Here is a 15,672-nt window from a genome sequence, read left to right on the forward strand (position 1 = left end):
TGGCGAGTTCGAGTTCTTACAGATTACAAAAAAACGAAATGCAATCAATACCCTGTACCAAGTCCATAAGTCTCAAACAGACAGCAGTGGGCTTAACCCAAGGATCCAAACGTCGAACCAGTTTGGGCGGCAGCAGATGCTCGGGACAAGCCCGAGCATGACGGGAGGTGACTGATGACGCCCCAGTTTTGACCTTACGTATCCGCGACGAAGGTCTGCTTTTGCGAACCAAGTCCCTCGATGCCGAGCTCAACCACGTCGCCCGCCTTCAGGAAGCGCGGTGGCTTCATGCCGAGGCCGACGCCGGGTGGGGTGCCGGTGGAGATGACATCGCCGGGGTGGAGGGACATGAACTGACTAAGGTAGGACACGACATGGGCCACGCTATAAACCATGGTCTTGCTGGAACCGTCCTGCATGGTTTCGCCATTCACCTTCAGCCACATGCCAAGGTTTTGCGGATCTGCGACTTCATCCTTCGTGACGAGCCATGGGCCGATCGGGCCGAAAGTGTCGCAGGATTTGCCCTTGGTCCACTGGCCCTGGCGCTCCGTCTGAAAGGCGCGTTCCGATACGTCATGCGAGACGCAATAGCCGGCAACATAATCAAGCGCCTCCTCTTCGGAGACGTATTTCGCCGTCTTGCCGATGACCACGCCGAGCTCGACTTCCCAGTCGGTCTTTTCCGACCCGCGTGGAATAATGACGTTATCGTTGGGGCCAACGATGGCGGACGTCGCCTTCATGAAGATAACCGGCTCTGACGGAACCGTAGCGCCTGTCTCAGCCGCGTGGTCTGAAAAGTTGAGGCCGATGCAGATGAACTTTCCGGTTCCCGTTACGCAGGCGCCGATACGATCTTCCTGCAGAACAGGCAGTGTAGAGAGATCGATCGATGCGATCTTCTTCAGGCCCTCAGGTGAAATCGCCTCGCCGCCGATATCCTGCACGTGACCGCAGAGGTCACGGATTTTTCCTTCACTATCGAGAATGGCTGGCTTTTCGTGGCCCGGTTGACCGACGCGCATCAGTTTCATGAAACTCTCCCAGTTGTCAGACAAGATGATGCATATATGAACGAACTATTTATCCTTGTCACCCCTTGACCTTTGGGAGGTGGGAAAAATACGATCCGCCTATTCCTGTTAAATCCCCAAGGAGACACCATGACGACCAGCAATTCCCGTCAGTCCGAGTATCCGGTCGATCCTCTTTTTCTCGATCGCTGGTCGCCCCGCGCTTTCGATGGCAAGCCCATGCCGATAGATCATTTACTCACCATTCTCGATGCCGCACACTGGGCACCGTCTGGGTCCAACCAGCAGCCTTGGCGGTTCGTCTATGCGCTGAATGGCTCAGCGGAATGGGACAAGTTTGTAGGCCTCCTGGTGGAAGGCAATCAGCGCTGGGCGAAGAATGCTTCCGCTCTGCTCATCATTCTGTCGCGCAGCTATAATGTGCGCGACGGCGAGAAGAAGCCAGCGCCAACCCATTCCTTCGATGCCGGTGCAGCCTGGTTCTCGCTAGCGACGCAGGCGCATTTGCTGGGCTACCATGCTCATGGCATGGCTGGTATTTTCAAGGACAAGATCATCGAGCAGTTGAACGTGCCTGAGGGATATGCCGTCGAAGCGGCAGTCGCCATCGGCACCATGGCCCACAAAGACACCCTGCCCGATGATCTTGCGGAACGCGAAGTGCCGAGCAAAAGGTTGCCGCTTGCGGATGTTGCCTTTGAGGGAAGTTTTACGGGCAAAGCCGATTGAGGCACCGCGCGAGTTACCGATGAAACAAAAAGCCCGGCATCGCTGCCGGGCTTTTTCATTAAAAAACCGTTTCACGTGAATCCTGCCACCGCACGATCTACAGAGTAATCAGATATCGAGGTTGGCAACGCTCAGGGCGTTCTCCTGAATGAAGTCACGGCGCGGCTCGACCTCATCACCCATAAGACGGGCGAAAAGACCATCGGCATCGGTCGCATCGGTGACCTTGACCTGAAGCAGCGAGCGGACATTGGCGTCAAGCGTCGTTTCCCAGAGCTGCTCCGCATTCATCTCGCCAAGACCCTTATAGCGCTGCATGGAAAGGCCTTTGCGACCGGCAGCGAAAATAGCCTCCAGCAGGGCGCGGGGACCGGAAATTTGCAGGCTTCCATCCTTGCGGTGCAGCACAGGTGCCGTTGCGTAAACATCGCGTGTGCGAACTGCCAGCTGATCGATATGACGAGCGTCGGCGGAACCGAGCAGACCAATATCGATGGTGGACAATTCCTTCACGCCGCGCACCATACGCTGGAAACGCAGGCCGCCATCGGCCAGCACCTCGCCCGACCAGCCGCGTTCGGTCTCTTCCGCGATCATGTCCAGACGACGGGCAACTTCCGCAACGGTGGTTTCGGCATTGCTCGGGTCTGCTGTCAATTCGGCATTGAGCGCACCGGCAATGGCCGCCTGCTCAACGACCGCCCGATTGTAACGGGAATGCAGACCATCGATGAGGGAACGCATGCGAACCGCGTCGGAGATGACTCCGCGAAGGTCTTCACCAATGCGGACTTCGCCTGAGCCGAGGGTCAGCGACGCCTCCTCGATACCCATGGAGATAAGATAATCTTCCAGCGCTTTTTCGTCCTTCAGGTACTGAATGGACTTGCCGCGGGTGACCTTATAGAGCGGCGGCTGGGCGATGTAGAGATGGCCGCGCTCGATCAGTTCCGGCATCTGGCGGAAGAAGAAAGTCAGCAGCAGGGTGCGAATATGCGCGCCATCCACGTCAGCATCGGTCATGATGATGATCTTGTGATAGCGCAGCTTGTCGGCGTTGAACTCGTCCTTGCCGATGGAGGTACCAAGCGCCGTGATCAGCGTGCCGATTTCCTGGCTGGACAGCATTTTGTCGAAACGGGCGCGCTCAACATTGAGGATTTTACCGCGCAGCGGCAGAATTGCTTGCGTCTCACGAGAACGACCCTGCTTTGCCGAACCACCAGCGGAGTCACCCTCCACGAGGAAAACTTCGGACTTGGCGGGATCGCGTTCCGAGCAATCAGCAAGCTTGCCTGGCAGCGATGCAATATCCAGCGCGCCTTTGCGGCGGGTCAGTTCACGCGCCTTGCGGGCTGCTTCACGGGCAACGGCTGCCTCGACAACCTTTCCGACGAGAATTTTCGCTTCCGTCGGATGCTCTTCGAACCAGGTATTGAGCGCCTCGTTGACGAGGTTTTCCACGACCGGGCGCACTTCGGACGAGACCAGCTTATCCTTGGTCTGCGAGGAGAACTTCGGATCCGGCACCTTTACAGACAGAACGGCTGTCAGGCCTTCGCGGCAGTCTTCGCCCTGAAGGGAGACCTTTTCCTTCTTGGTGATCCCGGAGCTATCGGCATAGGACGTGACCTGACGCGTTAGCGCGCCGCGGAAGCCAGCCATATGCGTGCCGCCATCGCGCTGCGGAATGTTGTTGGTGAAGCAAAGCACGTTTTCGTGGTAGCTATCGTTCCACCACATGGCCACTTCAACCGTAATGCCGTCCTTTTCGCCACGAATGGCGACCGGCTTGTCGACCAGCGGCTTCTTGGCGCGGTCGAGATAGCGCACGAAGGCTTCGAGGCCTCCATCATAGACCATCTCTTCCTGCTTGATGTCGGAATGGCGCTTGTCGGTCAGCAGAATACGGACGCCGGAATTCAGAAACGCGAGTTCGCGCAGGCGATGCTCAAGCGTTGCGTAATTATATTCCGTCATAGTGAAGGTGTCGGGGCTGGCCAGGAAGGTGACTTCCGTACCGGACCGGCCTTCATAATCGCCGATCACTTCCAGCGGCTTGTCCGCCACGCCGTGGCTGAAACCGATTTCATGAACCTTGCCATTGCGGCGGATGCGCAGCTTCAGCCAGACGGAGAGCGCGTTGACGACCGAAACGCCCACGCCGTGAAGACCACCGGAGACCTTATAGGAGTTCTGGTCGAATTTGCCGCCCGCATGTAGCTGGGTCATGATGACTTCGGCAGCGGACACGCCCTCGCCGGAGTGAATATCCGTCGGAATGCCGCGACCATTGTCGGTTACCGTCACCGATCCGTCGGCATTCAGCGTCACCGTTACGAGATCGGCATGACCGGCCAGCGCTTCGTCGATGGCGTTGTCCACAACCTCATAGACCATGTGGTGCAGACCGGAACCATCGTCGGTATCACCGATATACATGCCGGGACGCTTGCGCACAGCATCAAGGCCCTTGAGAACCTTGATCGAATCGGCTCCATATTCCGTATTCACGCTGTTTTCGCTCGACGATGTTTCAGTCATAAGCACTCTTTCCAAATGGGTCTGCCAAAGCGCGCCTCAGAAAGGCGGCGATGCCAGCGAATCACTCTTAATACAGTCCGTCCGACTATAGGAATTCCGCCCCGATATCCAAAGTCCACGCAGGCTCAAACCCCGCACAAAACAGGGGATAGCGCGGGTTTCAATCGCAAGAACGGCTTTTTTGCAGCACGGCTGCCAATTCATCTATCACAGTTGGCGGCAGCTTGCGAATATCTCGCGCAAGACGATTGGCAAAAGCGGTATATTCCGGCGGCAGACCAATCGTATCGATCGTCACGCGCGGATCAGAAGTCCCGGCAAGATGGAACAACTCCTCGGCGTCATCCCAGATAATGTTGAAATAACCTGCGATGCGCTGAAGCAGATTGAAGCTCGGCTTTCCGCGCCGTCCATGTTCCAGGGCTGATAGATAGGCAGGCGACACCCCGATTGCGAGGGCCATTTCCTTCTGCGACACGCCCTTCTTTTCCCTGAGGACCCTGACTGCTTCCGCAAAGGGTGTCATGACTTGTCACCGCGCCTTCGCGACAGCCGGACGTACAAAGCGCCGTCGCCGCCATGGTTCATCGAAGCGTCTTCATAGGAAGAGATCAGGTGGCGATATTCCGGTTTGGAGAACCACATGGGTACGGCGCGTTTCATCGCTCCGTCGCTGCCCATGGAGCGCCCCTTCCCCGTTATCACAAGCACATGTCGCAAACCGCGCTCATGAGCCCGGACCAAAAAATCCAGAAGAACTGCATGCGCCTCGCTCTGAAACATACCGTGCAGATCGATCCGCGCTTCAAGCGCCAGGCGCCCACGGGTCAGCTTGCGCTTGACCGGCTTTTCCATCGGCTGGTGGATACGATCTCTTTTCAGTCCCGGCATTTGCTGCTCGGGCACCGGCTCAATGATCATCCGTGGGAATGGGGGAATGGTCGGTTGGGCAGCTATGGTAGGCTCGGGCTGTTCAGGAGCTATGTCATCGAAACCCAGCAGTTCCTCGGCACGCCCCGAGATCGGTCGCGCCGTGCGGGCGACTTTGCCCCAGAGGATACGCTCTTCCCTGCCGAGTTTGCGCCCGCCTTTCATCAACAATACCTTCCCGCTGCCTCACGAGGTATCAATATAATGAAATCCGCCTCGTTGCGCACCGTCCCTGCAAGCTCGCCAGCCTCATAACCGGAGCCCGTGAAGATATCACCGCGCGCGGGGCCGACGATGGCCGAGCCCGTGTCGAGCGCGAGCATCAATCTTCCGAAGGAATGGCCCTCATCGAGATGAGTGAGGCTTGGTGAACTGATGAAGAACGGAAACCCGAACGTGTGGATCAGCCTGTCTACGGCAAGAGAGCGGCCCGCAACCAACTGCACTTTCGCCGCAGCGATAGGCCCCTGCTCGAGACCTTCCACGGCGGCTTCCCGAAAGAAGATGTAGGACCGATTGTGCCAGAGCACTTCATCCACCTGCTCGGGATGCTCTGCCAGCCAATGCCTGATCGTTTGCATCGAAATCGTCGCCGGATCGAGTTCGCCACGGTCCAGCAGCAACCTGCCTATGGGTGAGAAGCGGTGTCCGGCCTTGGCTGAGTAGGTAATGCGTTTCAGCGTTCCGTCTGGAAAACGAAGCCGTGCTGCCCCTTGAACATGGACAAAAAACAGATCGACCTTCGATTTTGCCCAGGCAATCTCCAACCCGCGGCCATCGAGATAGCCCTGATCGATGGCCTGGCGATCCGGATAAACGGAAATCTTGCCGTCTTTTTCCAGACCGAAGGCGTAATAGGAATCCATATCTGCCGGGCGGTTGCCGTCGTCCAGATCGACGAGGTCTGCCGGGCGATTGTAGATCGGGTATTTCCAGATCGCGTCTGGGCTGGCTGACACTTCCAGCTCTGGTTCATAGAAGGCAGTGACGAAGCCGCGTTTCTTTTCTGGAAGATCGATCCTGAAGGGAACGCAGTTGGCCTCGAAAAAGGCTCTCGCCTTTTCAGCGCTGCCAATCTCAGCCGCATTTGCCTTGATCAGCAATTGCTTCAGATCATCTGCCGTCAGACCAAGCGCACCGGTTCGATAAGGCTTGCTTCTTTCAAGATGGGCGAGAATATCGCCCATGCTCGCGAAGAGGGCTGACGGATCGTCATCCCGCCAGCCCTGCAATTCCTCGAAGGAAACTTCTTTAAGTTCAAAGTCTGCCGGAGCACTCATTATTCGGATTCAGTCGCAATCAGCTTCCAGTTAGGGTCGCGCGAGCGAATGTCGCGCGAGAAGGTCCAGATGTCATCCACTTCGGAAACGTTTTCCGCATCGCCATTCACCAGCTTGCCGTCCTTGTCATAGGTCGCGGAAATCAGCTGGCTGATGATGCGCAGCGTAATCTGCTCTTCAGAACCACGGATAGCGGCCTGCGTTATATCGATCTTTTCGATGCCGACGAATGTGGATTTTACCACTTCGCCACGGCTCTCGCGTTCCGATATTGCAGCGTCGAAGCCTTCATACACTTCCTTGGAAAGAAGGTTCTTTAGCGTCTTGCGGTCGCCGTCAGCAAACGCCATCACGATCATCTCATATGCCATCCGCGCGCCATTGAGAAACTCCTTCGGCTGGAAGGAGGCATCGCTTTTGACCAGCTCACGAAGGGAGTCGTTCAGAGCGGTCCCGGCGGGAGCAATGGCATCAACCGCTGCAAAACGGTTCTCTTCTTCCCCTTCGCCACGCTTCGGCAAGGTAACGACCTTGTTATCGTCTGCCGGCGCTTTACTGACCTCGCGGGCAGTATATGGGTCGATTGGCGGCTTTTCATTACCGGTGCGGCGACCGAGCACACTGCGGAGTTGGAGGAAAATCAGCACCGCCGCCACAAGGAAAAACAATGTTATAAAGTCGCTTGAGCCCATCTTTTACCAAAACCGCCATTTAAATTTATCGTTCCAACCATCATATAGTCTGCATCTGCCTAATCTTCAAATATGCAGATTCAATCGGCAGTCTCTTCCGATTGCCTTTTCTGCCAAGGAACAACACGCAAGGCTAGAAATATGCGTTTCTCACTGCTGCCGGTCATCGTGCTTTTGATGCCCATTCTGGAAATTGCCGGGTTCATCGTGGTCGGAAAGGCGCTTGGTCTCTGGCTCACCTTGGCGCTGATCATCCTTACCTCTCTGCTCGGTCTCATCATTTTGAGAAATGGTGGCCTCGGCATGGTGCGCAATTTGCAGAATGCAAGCCAGAAGGGCGCAGAACCGGCAGAGGCCATCGTCAGCGGCGGCATGCGCGTCATTGCAGGCATTCTGCTTTTCGTTCCCGGCTTCATCACCGACATCATCGGTCTTCTACTTCTGATGCCAGCGGTTCGAAAGTTTTTCTGGAAGGCCTTCAGCCCGAAAATCGTGGTGGCGGGGGATTTTAGGCGATCCGGTTTCGGCGGCGGTCGTTATGAGACACGCTCCTCGAAAGTGGTCGATCTCGATGAAGAAGATTTTCGCCGCGACGGTCCGAACAACTCTCCCTGGTCGCCGGATCGCAACGACCGCGATCTTCCAAAACAGTAAGCAAACCATGAATATCGGAGGGTTGTAAGCCCTCTGCCTAGATGATAGACGGCTTGCAAGGCATTCAATCCGCGAGGACATATCATGACCACTGAAAACGGTGCGCAGAACGGCGCGAGCCCTTCCCTGAATATTCTGACCCAGTACACCAAGGATCTTTCTTTCGAAAATCCCGGTGCCCCTCGCTCGCTTCAGGCACGCGATGGCGCGCCAGCCATCAATATCAACGTCAATGTCAATGCAAACCCGATTTCCAGTTCCGACTTCGACGTCGTGCTGACGCTCAATGCCGAAGCCAAGGATGGCGACAAGGTTCTGTTCGTCGCCGAGCTGACCTATGGCGGCGTTTTCCGCATCACGGGTTTCCCGCAGGAGCACATGCTGCCGGTTCTCTTCATCGAGTGCCCGCGCCTCCTCTTCCCGTTCGCGCGCCAGATCATCGCAGACGTAACGCGCAATGGCGGCTTCCCGCCACTGATGATCGACCCTATCGATTTCGCGCAGATGTTCGCGCAGCGCGTTGCCGAAGAGCAGGCACGCGCCAAGGTTCAGGCCGTTCCGAACTGATCGACAGACATCGTGATTTTAGAACCCGGGTTTCAGCCCGGGTTTTTTATTGCCTGATGATGAGATTTCGAAGTTTTGCTAAGGCTTCTCAGAACAAGTCAGGCAGACCAGTCTACTGCCGATACTTATTCCAGATTGCCTTTTCGCCCATCGCTTGTATGAGCTTTTCATGTGCGGCGAGAGCCTGCACATCGAGCCGCGGCTGAAGAGGCTTTTCCCTCTGCATCGGTGCGGCTAGCGTATCATCCTCAACGACAATGACTTCCGTCTTTGCGGCGGCGCCGAAACTAAGAGCGGTCTGACGTCCACCGATCATCTCGATATAGACTTCGGCCAGAAGCTCGGAGTCGAGCAAGGCGCCGTGCTTGTCGCGACGGGAATTATCTATCCCGTAGCGACGGCAAAGTGCATCGAGTGAATTCGGGCCCATCGGATTTTTGCGGCGTGCCAGCGAAAGCGTGTCCGTCACCAGTTCCGGTGAAACAGGCTCTATGCCGAGCCGGGCAAATTCCGCATTGATGAAACCCATATCGAAGGTGGCATTATGCGCCACCCAGCGCGCGCCTTCGAAGAACTCGCGGATCTGGTCCACAACATCCGCAAATACTGGCTTGTCCTGCAAAAACTCATCCGTGATCCCGTGAACGGCAAGCGCGTCGGGATGCACTTTGCGATCTTGCGGGTTGATGTAGATATGGATGAATTTTCCGGTTGGAAAATGGTTGATCAGCTCGATGCCGCCGATTTCGATGACGCGATCAACCTTGGATTCAAGCCCTGTGGTTTCGGTATCGAAGATGATCTCACGCATGGAGGTGCAACCTTATTTATCTGACGTGTCTCAGCCAACATTCGACAACGGACATTGAAACGATCAGCGACGCCGTAGCGAATCAAGCACCGCACGGACCTGATCTCTCGCATTCTCAATACCATTTCCGGTATCGATAACGAAATCCGCTCTTTCCCGCTTTTCCACATCCGGCATTTGGCGAGCAAGGATCATTGCGAATTTTTCTTCCGTCATGCCAGCGCGCGTCAACACTCTTTGTCGCTGTATTTCCGAAGCGCCACTGACGACTACGACAACGTCCACTCTATCCTGCGCATCCGTCTCAAACAAAAGTGGAATATCAAGGAGCACAAATGCTGCTCCCTTGTTCTTTTGCTCCGCCAGAAATTCAATCTGTTTTAGCCGAACGAGAGGATGCACGATATTTTCCAGCACACCGAAGTTAGCCGGATTCTGACGCAGTATTCTACTCAGCGCTTCTCGATCCACCTTTCCGTTGACCACTGCTGAGGGAAAAGCAGATGAGATAGACGCGACCGCTTCTCCTTCATAGAGATCATGCACCACCTGATCGGAATCGCAGACTGGAACGCCTTCCTGTGCAAACAGGTCTGCGGTTGTCGATTTTCCCATTCCGATGGAGCCGGTGAGGCCGATGGTGATCATGCGTGACGGTCCATGTCAGCGGTAATAAGAGAGCGAAGCTCTTCCGTAACGTCCGGTCTGCGACCGAACCACTTTTCGAAGCCCGGACGCGCCTGATGAAGCAGCATGCCGAGACCATCGACGGTGGCGAAGCCCTGCTGCTCTGCCATTTCGATGATCGGCGTCTTGAGCGGCACATAGACGATATCGGTTACAACAGCACCGGTCGCCAGTCCTGAAAAATCAATATTCGGTGCGGCTGAGCCATCCATGCCAAGGGAGGTGGTGTTGACGAACAGGCCGCATCCCTTCGATACTTCTGGAAGCGACTCCATCGGGTGCGCGAAGACCTGATCGCCAAATCGATCTGCCAGTTCCTGCGCTCGCTCGACAGTCCGGTTCACGACGTGGATTTCCGAAACTCCTCTGTCGCGCACCGCTTGGATCACGGCGCGGCTGGCACCCCCTGCTCCCAAAATCACCGCCTTGTCTGTCCTATCCCAGCCCGGTTGCCGATCATCAAGATTGGAGACGAAGCCAAAGCCGTCGGTGTTTGTTGCGTGGATCAGCCCTTCTTCTACCCAGATGGTGTTGGCCGCTCCCAATTCTGCCGCCAGCGCATCTGGTCGGTCAGCAAATCGGTAGGCGGATTCTTTGTGGGGAATAGTGACGTTGCCACCGACATAAAATGATGAATCACCTTCTTTTAGCGAGGCAATAAATCTCTCAAAATCGGCAGGCGAAATTTCCGCTGCTTCATAATGGCCATTAATGCCAAAAGACTTCAGCCAATAATTATGAATGATCGGAGATCGAGAATGCTTTATCGGGTAGCCGGCAACGAAAGCTTTCTTGGTTAATGTTTCACGTGAATCAGCCATCGATGACACCTAACATGTGCAATTTCGTTAAGAGAGGTAAAAGCGGCAGGCCGAGGATCGTGAAATAATCCCCCTCGATTGAAGTGAATAGCTGGATCCCCTCCCCTTCAAGCTGATAAGCGCCGACACTGGACAGGACCTTCGGGCCGACACGTGCGAGATGCCGGGTGACAAAATCTTTGTCGAGATTCCGCACCGTCATATCCGCAACCGTCACGATGTCCCAGATGATCTTGCCGTTTTGCGCAATCGCCGCACCGCAGTTCAATCGATGGGTTTTTCCGGAAAGCGACATGAGGTTGGCGTGCGCCTCATCCATATCTTTCGGCTTGTGATAAATCCTGCTTCCCAGAGACATCGTCTGATCTGAACCAATCACAAAAGCTGAAGGGTGCAGAAGGCTGACGGCGAGAGCTTTGGCCTTCGCAAGCTCAACGGCTATCGTCTCCGGTGCAGCGCCCTCATCTGCGAGCCTTGCGTCAATGGAGCGTTCATCGATGTCGGCAGGTATGCTGGAAAAATCCAGTCCTGCATTTCGCATCAGCATCTGGCGAGAAGCGCTGGACGAGGCCAGTATCAGTTCGGAAGGCATTCGTTTTCTCCGATAATATGAGATCGGATTAACGCGTCCTTTGGCGCAGGGCAAGGATTGCCGCGGCTGTCTCTTCGATGGATCGTCGCGTTACATCGATGAGTGGCCAATTGTTGCGCGCGCAGAGCGACCTTGCATATTTCAACTCCTCCATGATCGTCGCGCGATCGATATATTGTCCCCTGTCGAAGCCACCGGTCGATCCAAGCTCCCTATGCTCCCGGACCTGAGAGATTCTGTCGGATGTCGCAACTAGTCCCACGATCAGAGGTTTGGTTGCCTTATAGAGACTGTCTGGCAAAGGCACACTCGGTACGACGGGAATATTGGCGGTCTTGATGCCGCGATTGGCGAGATAGATGCTTGTCGGCGTCTTCGACGTGCGGCTGATCCCGATGATGATGATTTCGGCTTCATCATAATTTTCCGGCATCTGCCCGTCATCGTGATCCATGGCGAAGTTGAGGGCCTCGATCCGCGCGAAATATTCGGCATTCAACGCATGCTGCGCGCCGACGCGCCGCCGGGATGTCGTTCCGAGATACGTCTGGAAAATGCTGGTAATCGGTTCGAGCACATTGACGCATGGAACGCCGAGAGCGTGGCATTGTATCTCAAGAAACGACGATAAGTCCTGATCGACAATCGTATAGAGCACGATGCCCGGCTGCTTGTCGATCGACTCGACAACGGCCTGCAACTGCTTCTGATTTCGGATCATCGGATAGACATGCTCAATCGGCATCGATGCATGAAACTGTGCGGACACCGCACGCCCGGAGGACATGAGAGTCTCTCCCGTCGAGTCCGAAATCAGGTGAAGATGGAAGAAGTTTTTTTTGTTCTCCACGCTGTTTTCGCCTCCCTGTTGATAAGGCTGGACAAAGCTCGACCCTTCCCAGCGGCGGGATCGGCCAGCGGGAAAACCGCCGCCTTATCCACAAATCGAAAAACGGTGTAGCAAGCTGAAGCAGGCTTGTGAATTGTGAGGATGGAAGAAAACTTCAGGAACTTGCTCCAACGGTTATCCACAGACGGGGTAACCTCAAGCCGTAAATTAACATACTGAAAAAATTCATGAAAAACTGGATTTCCTTCAAGTTTTCCATTCTTCTCGGAATTTCGTTCTCTCGAGGAATTCATCTCAGCGAGATGCGGCATAAAGGCCGGATTGTTTTTAATCCTTGCTACTCACCGACTCTAAGAAATAGAAAATCTTTTAAATCTCTTTGTTTTTAGATTTAGAAAAGTTGAGTGCGATGATCGAACGCAGTGTCATGAGGGTTTTGAACGGAGAGACATCCACTCCCCCTCCAATCTGGCTTATGAGACAGGCTGGAAGATATCTCCCGGAGTACAGGGAAACGCGCAAGCAAGCCGGAAGTTTCCTGGACCTCTGTTATAATCCGGATCTTGCGACGGAAGTGACGCTTCAGCCTATTCGTCGCTTTGGTCTGGATGCTGCCATTCTGTTTTCCGATATTCTGGTGATACCCGATGCGTTGAAGCGCAATGTGACCTTCTCTGAGGGCAAGGGTCCACAGATGGATCCGATCAGCGTTTCCGACATTGGCGCTTTGGACCGCTCGCAGGTGCTGGAGCATCTCGACCCGGTTTTCCGCACCGTCGGGAAGCTTCGCGCCGAGTTGCCATCCCAGACGACGCTGCTGGGCTTCTGTGGCGCTCCCTGGACGGTGGCGACCTATATGATCGCTGGCCATGGAACTCCCGACCAGGCCCCTGCCCGTCTGTTCGGATATCAGGAACCGAAAGCGATGGCGACGCTGCTGGCGTTCCTCGCCGAAGTATCTGCCGACTATCTGGTGGCCCAGCTCGATGCCGGTGCCGATGCCGTGCAGATTTTTGATTCCTGGGCAGGTGTGCTAGGTGAGAAGGAATTCGAAGTCTACGCCGTCAAACCGGTAGCCCGCATCATCCAATCGGTGCGTGCGCGCCGACCCGATGCCAAGATCATTGCCTTCGCCAAGGGTGCCGGAATTTTGCTCAAGGATTATCGCCAGAAAACCGGTGCCGACGCAATCGGGCTGGACTGGAGCGTTCCGCTGTCGTTCGCGCGTGAACTCCAAAAGGATGGCCCTGTTCAGGGCAATCTCGATCCTATGCTGATGATCGCTGGAGGAAAATCTCTTGAGGACGGTATAGACGCTGTTCTGCAGTCTCTCGGAAACGGTCCGCTGATCTTCAATCTCGGCCACGGCATTACGCCACAGGCGGACCCGGAAAATGTTACGCGGCTCGTGGAGCGTGTTCGGTCCTATGGAGCATCCCGATGAGCAACGAGACGCAGACGTCTCCGGGGTCTGGCCGCAAAACACGCCTGAGGGCTGCTGCGGCGATAGCGGCTTTCATCACCTTCGTTGCGCTCATCCTGCATGTCGATCCGGCGGATGCATATCTGTGGATCAAGGCACTGCATATCATCGCGGTGATTTCGTGGATGGCAGGTCTTCTCTACCTGCCGCGGCTTTTCGTTTACCACACGGATGCGCCAAAAGGCTCGCCGCAATCGGAAACCTTCAAGGTGATGGAGCAGCGCCTCGTTCGCTTCATCATGAACCCCGCGATGATGATAACATGGGTGCTCGGGCTCTATCTCGCCTGGTCCGTTTATGGCTTCACCGGCGGCTGGCTCCACGCAAAAATCGCGCTGGTCGTGCTTCTCACCGTTACGCATGTCTATTTCAGCCGAAGCGCGAGAGCATTTGGCCGGGATGAAAATACCAGGCCTGCCCGTCACTGGCGGTTGATGAATGAGGCTCCGACCATTCTGATGATCGCAATAGTCATACTTGTGGTTGTGAAACCGTTCGGTTGAAGGCCGATCACGATAATTTTCCCGGAATTGGTGCTTTCCTCTTGCGGCTTTTGGATTGAGCCGCTATTTTCAGGCCACTCATCTCCTGGCATGTGAATTATTCAGACGTCTGCGGTTCGACCACAGTACCTGATTCGCGAACACGCCTTTCCCCACACACAGATATTAAAACGGTCTTTCTCTTCATGGCTGAAATGAAGCTTCAGGAACTCAAGAGCAAATCTCCAACCGATTTGCTGACTTTTGCCGAATCCCTGGAAGTTGAAAATGCGAGCACGATGCGCAAGCAGGAGCTCATGTTTGCGATCCTCAAGATGCTGGCCAGCCAGGACATCGAAATCATCGGCGAAGGCGTGGTGGAAGTTCTTCAGGATGGCTTCGGCTTCCTGCGTTCCGCAAACGCAAACTACCTTCCCGGCCCCGACGATATTTACATCTCGCCGTCCCAGATCCGCCGTTTCTCGCTGAAGACGGGTGATACGGTAGAAGGTCCGATCCGGGGGCCGAAGGAAGGCGAACGCTATTTCGCCCTGCTCAAGGTTAACACGATCAATTTCGATGACCCGGAGAAAATCCGTCACAAGGTCCACTTCGATAATCTGACGCCGCTCTACCCGAATGAGCGCTTCAAGATGGAGCTCGATGTTCCAACATCGAAGGATCTGTCGTCGCGCGTTATCGATCTCGTTGCGCCCCTTGGTAAGGGACAGCGTGGCCTGATCGTTGCTCCACCGCGCACGGGTAAGACGGTTCTTCTCCAGAACATTGCCCATTCCATCACGGCGAATCACCCTGAGTGTTATCTCATCGTTCTTTTGATCGATGAGCGCCCGGAAGAAGTGACGGACATGCAGCGTTCGGTTAAGGGCGAAGTCGTATCTTCCACCTTCGATGAACCGGCGGTACGCCACGTACAGGTCGCTGAAATGGTTATCGAGAAGGCAAAGCGCCTTGTCGAACATGGTCGCGATGTCGTCATTCTTCTCGATTCGATCACACGTCTCGGTCGCGCCTACAACACCGTTGTTCCTTCTTCCGGTAAGGTTCTGACAGGCGGTGTCGACGCGAATGCTCTCCAGCGTCCGAAGCGCTTTTTCGGTGCCGCACGTAACATCGAAGAAGGTGGATCGCTGACGATCATCGCAACGGCGCTGATCGATACGGGCAGCCGTATGGACGAAGTCATTTTCGAAGAATTCAAGGGTACCGGTAACTCTGAAATCGTCCTCGACCGCAAGGTCGCAGACAAGCGTATCTTCCCGGCCATGGATATCCTCAAGTCCGGCACGCGTAAGGAAGACCTTCTCGTTCCGCGTCAGGATCTCCAGAAGATTTTCGTGTTGCGGCGTATCTTGGCGCCGATGGGCACCACCGACGCAATCGAGTTCCTCATCGACAAGCTCAAGCAGACGAAGAACAACGGCGATTTCTTCGACTCGATGAATACCTGATCCCTTTAGCCGGATTCTTTGGCTGATATCGGCTGCGTCTG

Annotated in this window: 18 protein-coding genes; 6 read left to right on the plus strand and 12 right to left on the minus strand. The window is 55.3% G+C overall.

All coding sequences use genetic code 11. The features are described 5' to 3' along the window. Positions 1 to 194 precede the first annotated feature (194 nt). Entirely contained in the window at positions 195 to 1,037 is an 843-nt protein-coding gene (locus CFBP5473_RS01160; protein WP_027673474.1) for a fumarylacetoacetate hydrolase family protein, read from the minus strand. A 129-nt stretch (positions 1,038 to 1,166) separates the two neighbouring features. On the opposite strand from CFBP5473_RS01160, the gene CFBP5473_RS01165 reads away from it, so the two are divergent. After that, complete coding sequence (locus tag CFBP5473_RS01165) at positions 1,167 to 1,766, plus strand: nitroreductase family protein (protein WP_027673475.1); 600 nt, start codon at positions 1,167 to 1,169, stop codon at positions 1,764 to 1,766. 108 nt (positions 1,767 to 1,874) lie between these two features. On the opposite strand, the gene gyrB is transcribed toward CFBP5473_RS01165, so the two are convergent. From gyrB to CFBP5473_RS01190, 5 genes are all read right to left on the minus strand, one after another. Then, on the minus strand, positions 1,875 to 4,310 hold the full coding sequence (gene gyrB / locus CFBP5473_RS01170; RefSeq protein WP_027673476.1) for a DNA topoisomerase (ATP-hydrolyzing) subunit B: 2,436 nt from the start codon (positions 4,308 to 4,310) through the stop codon (positions 1,875 to 1,877). A gap of 160 nt (positions 4,311 to 4,470) precedes the next feature. Beyond that, positions 4,471 to 4,836 carry a helix-turn-helix domain-containing protein gene (locus CFBP5473_RS01175; RefSeq protein WP_027673477.1) on the minus strand — a complete coding sequence of 122 codons (366 nt, stop codon included), beginning with the start codon at positions 4,834 to 4,836 and terminating at the stop codon, positions 4,471 to 4,473. Next, complete coding sequence (locus tag CFBP5473_RS01180; RefSeq protein ID WP_027673478.1) at positions 4,833 to 5,405, minus strand: Smr/MutS family protein; 573 nt, start codon at positions 5,403 to 5,405, stop codon at positions 4,833 to 4,835. Before CFBP5473_RS01180 ends, CFBP5473_RS01175 begins: the two co-directional genes overlap by 4 nt. Beyond that, positions 5,405 to 6,520 (minus strand): murein transglycosylase A, encoded by a 1,116-nt coding sequence (mltA, locus tag CFBP5473_RS01185; RefSeq protein ID WP_027673479.1) that lies wholly within the window; start codon positions 6,518 to 6,520, stop codon positions 5,405 to 5,407. Before mltA ends, CFBP5473_RS01180 begins: the two co-directional genes overlap by 1 nt. Next, positions 6,520 to 7,212, minus strand: coding sequence for a Tim44/TimA family putative adaptor protein (locus CFBP5473_RS01190; protein ID WP_027673480.1), 693 nt, complete (start codon positions 7,210 to 7,212; stop codon positions 6,520 to 6,522). Before CFBP5473_RS01190 ends, mltA begins: the two co-directional genes overlap by 1 nt. A 141-nt stretch (positions 7,213 to 7,353) precedes the next feature. On the opposite strand from CFBP5473_RS01190, the gene CFBP5473_RS01195 reads away from it, so the two are divergent. Together CFBP5473_RS01195 and secB are read left to right on the plus strand one after the other, a co-directional pair. Then, positions 7,354 to 7,866: an FxsA family protein gene (locus tag CFBP5473_RS01195; RefSeq protein WP_027673481.1), complete on the plus strand. Its 513-nt coding sequence runs from the start codon at positions 7,354 to 7,356 to the stop codon at positions 7,864 to 7,866. A gap of 84 nt (positions 7,867 to 7,950) precedes the next feature. Next, on the plus strand, positions 7,951 to 8,433 hold the full coding sequence (gene secB / locus CFBP5473_RS01200; protein ID WP_027673482.1) for a protein-export chaperone SecB: 483 nt from the start codon (positions 7,951 to 7,953) through the stop codon (positions 8,431 to 8,433). Between the two features lie 112 nt (positions 8,434 to 8,545). Here the strand turns inward: secB and dnaQ are convergent, their stop codons facing one another. The 6 genes from dnaQ to CFBP5473_RS24980 all read right to left on the minus strand — a co-directional run bounded on the left by dnaQ (position 8,546) and on the right by CFBP5473_RS24980 (position 12,505). Continuing rightward, positions 8,546 to 9,244, minus strand: coding sequence for a DNA polymerase III subunit epsilon (dnaQ, locus tag CFBP5473_RS01205; RefSeq protein ID WP_027673483.1), 699 nt, complete (start codon positions 9,242 to 9,244; stop codon positions 8,546 to 8,548). 63 nt (positions 9,245 to 9,307) lie between these two features. Then, positions 9,308 to 9,892, minus strand: coding sequence for a dephospho-CoA kinase (gene coaE / locus CFBP5473_RS01210; protein WP_027673484.1), 585 nt, complete (start codon positions 9,890 to 9,892; stop codon positions 9,308 to 9,310). After that, the gene (locus tag CFBP5473_RS01215) at positions 9,889 to 10,752 is read right to left on the minus strand and encodes a shikimate dehydrogenase (protein ID WP_027673485.1); all 864 of its coding nucleotides are present in this window, start codon (positions 10,750 to 10,752) and stop codon (positions 9,889 to 9,891) included. Before CFBP5473_RS01215 ends, coaE begins: the two co-directional genes overlap by 4 nt. After that, entirely contained in the window at positions 10,745 to 11,344 is a 600-nt protein-coding gene (locus CFBP5473_RS01220) for a Maf-like protein (RefSeq protein ID WP_027673486.1), read from the minus strand. The genes CFBP5473_RS01215 and CFBP5473_RS01220 overlap by 8 nt, the downstream gene beginning before the upstream one ends. Before the next feature lie 28 nt (positions 11,345 to 11,372). Beyond that, complete coding sequence (locus tag CFBP5473_RS01225) at positions 11,373 to 12,194, minus strand: pyruvate, water dikinase regulatory protein (protein WP_027673487.1); 822 nt, start codon at positions 12,192 to 12,194, stop codon at positions 11,373 to 11,375. After that, positions 12,158 to 12,505, minus strand: a complete 348-nt coding sequence (locus tag CFBP5473_RS24980; RefSeq protein ID WP_169696859.1) for a hypothetical protein — start codon at positions 12,503 to 12,505, stop codon at positions 12,158 to 12,160. Before CFBP5473_RS24980 ends, CFBP5473_RS01225 begins: the two co-directional genes overlap by 37 nt. A 98-nt stretch (positions 12,506 to 12,603) precedes the next feature. Between CFBP5473_RS24980 and hemE the strand changes: the two genes are divergently transcribed. The 3 genes from hemE (at position 12,604) to rho (ending at position 15,631) form a co-directional block, all read left to right on the plus strand. Further along, complete coding sequence (gene hemE, locus CFBP5473_RS01230) at positions 12,604 to 13,638, plus strand: uroporphyrinogen decarboxylase (protein ID WP_027673488.1); 1,035 nt, start codon at positions 12,604 to 12,606, stop codon at positions 13,636 to 13,638. Continuing rightward, a complete protein-coding gene (gene hemJ, locus CFBP5473_RS01235) occupies positions 13,635 to 14,180 on the plus strand; it encodes a protoporphyrinogen oxidase HemJ (RefSeq protein WP_027673489.1) in 546 nt (181 codons plus the stop codon). Before hemE ends, hemJ begins: the two co-directional genes overlap by 4 nt. Positions 14,181 to 14,365: 185 nt before the next feature. Beyond that, positions 14,366 to 15,631 (plus strand): transcription termination factor Rho, encoded by a 1,266-nt coding sequence (rho, locus tag CFBP5473_RS01240; RefSeq protein ID WP_027673490.1) that lies wholly within the window; start codon positions 14,366 to 14,368, stop codon positions 15,629 to 15,631. Positions 15,632 to 15,672 lie beyond the last annotated feature (41 nt).

The sequence above is a fragment of the Agrobacterium larrymoorei genome, from assembly GCF_005145045.1.
Lineage (GTDB): Bacteria > Pseudomonadota > Alphaproteobacteria > Rhizobiales > Rhizobiaceae > Agrobacterium > Agrobacterium larrymoorei.

Bases quoted from the DNA above. Each gene is read 5' to 3' on its own strand.
- CFBP5473_RS01160 (WP_027673474.1), bottom strand. From the start codon at position 1,037: ATGAAACTGATGCGCGTCGGTCAACCGGGCCACGAAAAGCCAGCCATT.
- CFBP5473_RS01165 (WP_027673475.1), top strand. From the start codon at position 1,167: ATGACGACCAGCAATTCCCGTCAGTCCGAGTATCCGGTCGATCCTCTT.
- gyrB (WP_027673476.1), bottom strand. From the start codon at position 4,310: ATGACTGAAACATCGTCGAGCGAAAACAGCGTGAATACGGAATATGGA.
- CFBP5473_RS01175 (WP_027673477.1), bottom strand. From the start codon at position 4,836: ATGACACCCTTTGCGGAAGCAGTCAGGGTCCTCAGGGAAAAGAAGGGC.
- CFBP5473_RS01180 (WP_027673478.1), bottom strand. From the start codon at position 5,405: ATGAAAGGCGGGCGCAAACTCGGCAGGGAAGAGCGTATCCTCTGGGGC.
- mltA (WP_027673479.1), bottom strand. From the start codon at position 6,520: ATGAGTGCTCCGGCAGACTTTGAACTTAAAGAAGTTTCCTTCGAGGAA.
- CFBP5473_RS01190 (WP_027673480.1), bottom strand. From the start codon at position 7,212: ATGGGCTCAAGCGACTTTATAACATTGTTTTTCCTTGTGGCGGCGGTG.
- CFBP5473_RS01195 (WP_027673481.1), top strand. From the start codon at position 7,354: ATGCGTTTCTCACTGCTGCCGGTCATCGTGCTTTTGATGCCCATTCTG.
- secB (WP_027673482.1), top strand. From the start codon at position 7,951: ATGACCACTGAAAACGGTGCGCAGAACGGCGCGAGCCCTTCCCTGAAT.
- dnaQ (WP_027673483.1), bottom strand. From the start codon at position 9,244: ATGCGTGAGATCATCTTCGATACCGAAACCACAGGGCTTGAATCCAAG.
- coaE (WP_027673484.1), bottom strand. From the start codon at position 9,892: ATGATCACCATCGGCCTCACCGGCTCCATCGGAATGGGAAAATCGACA.
- CFBP5473_RS01215 (WP_027673485.1), bottom strand. From the start codon at position 10,752: ATGGCTGATTCACGTGAAACATTAACCAAGAAAGCTTTCGTTGCCGGC.
- CFBP5473_RS01220 (WP_027673486.1), bottom strand. From the start codon at position 11,344: ATGCCTTCCGAACTGATACTGGCCTCGTCCAGCGCTTCTCGCCAGATG.
- CFBP5473_RS24980 (WP_169696859.1), bottom strand. From the start codon at position 12,505: ATGCCGCATCTCGCTGAGATGAATTCCTCGAGAGAACGAAATTCCGAG.
- hemE (WP_027673488.1), top strand. From the start codon at position 12,604: ATGATCGAACGCAGTGTCATGAGGGTTTTGAACGGAGAGACATCCACT.
- hemJ (WP_027673489.1), top strand. From the start codon at position 13,635: ATGAGCAACGAGACGCAGACGTCTCCGGGGTCTGGCCGCAAAACACGC.
- rho (WP_027673490.1), top strand. From the start codon at position 14,366: ATGGCTGAAATGAAGCTTCAGGAACTCAAGAGCAAATCTCCAACCGAT.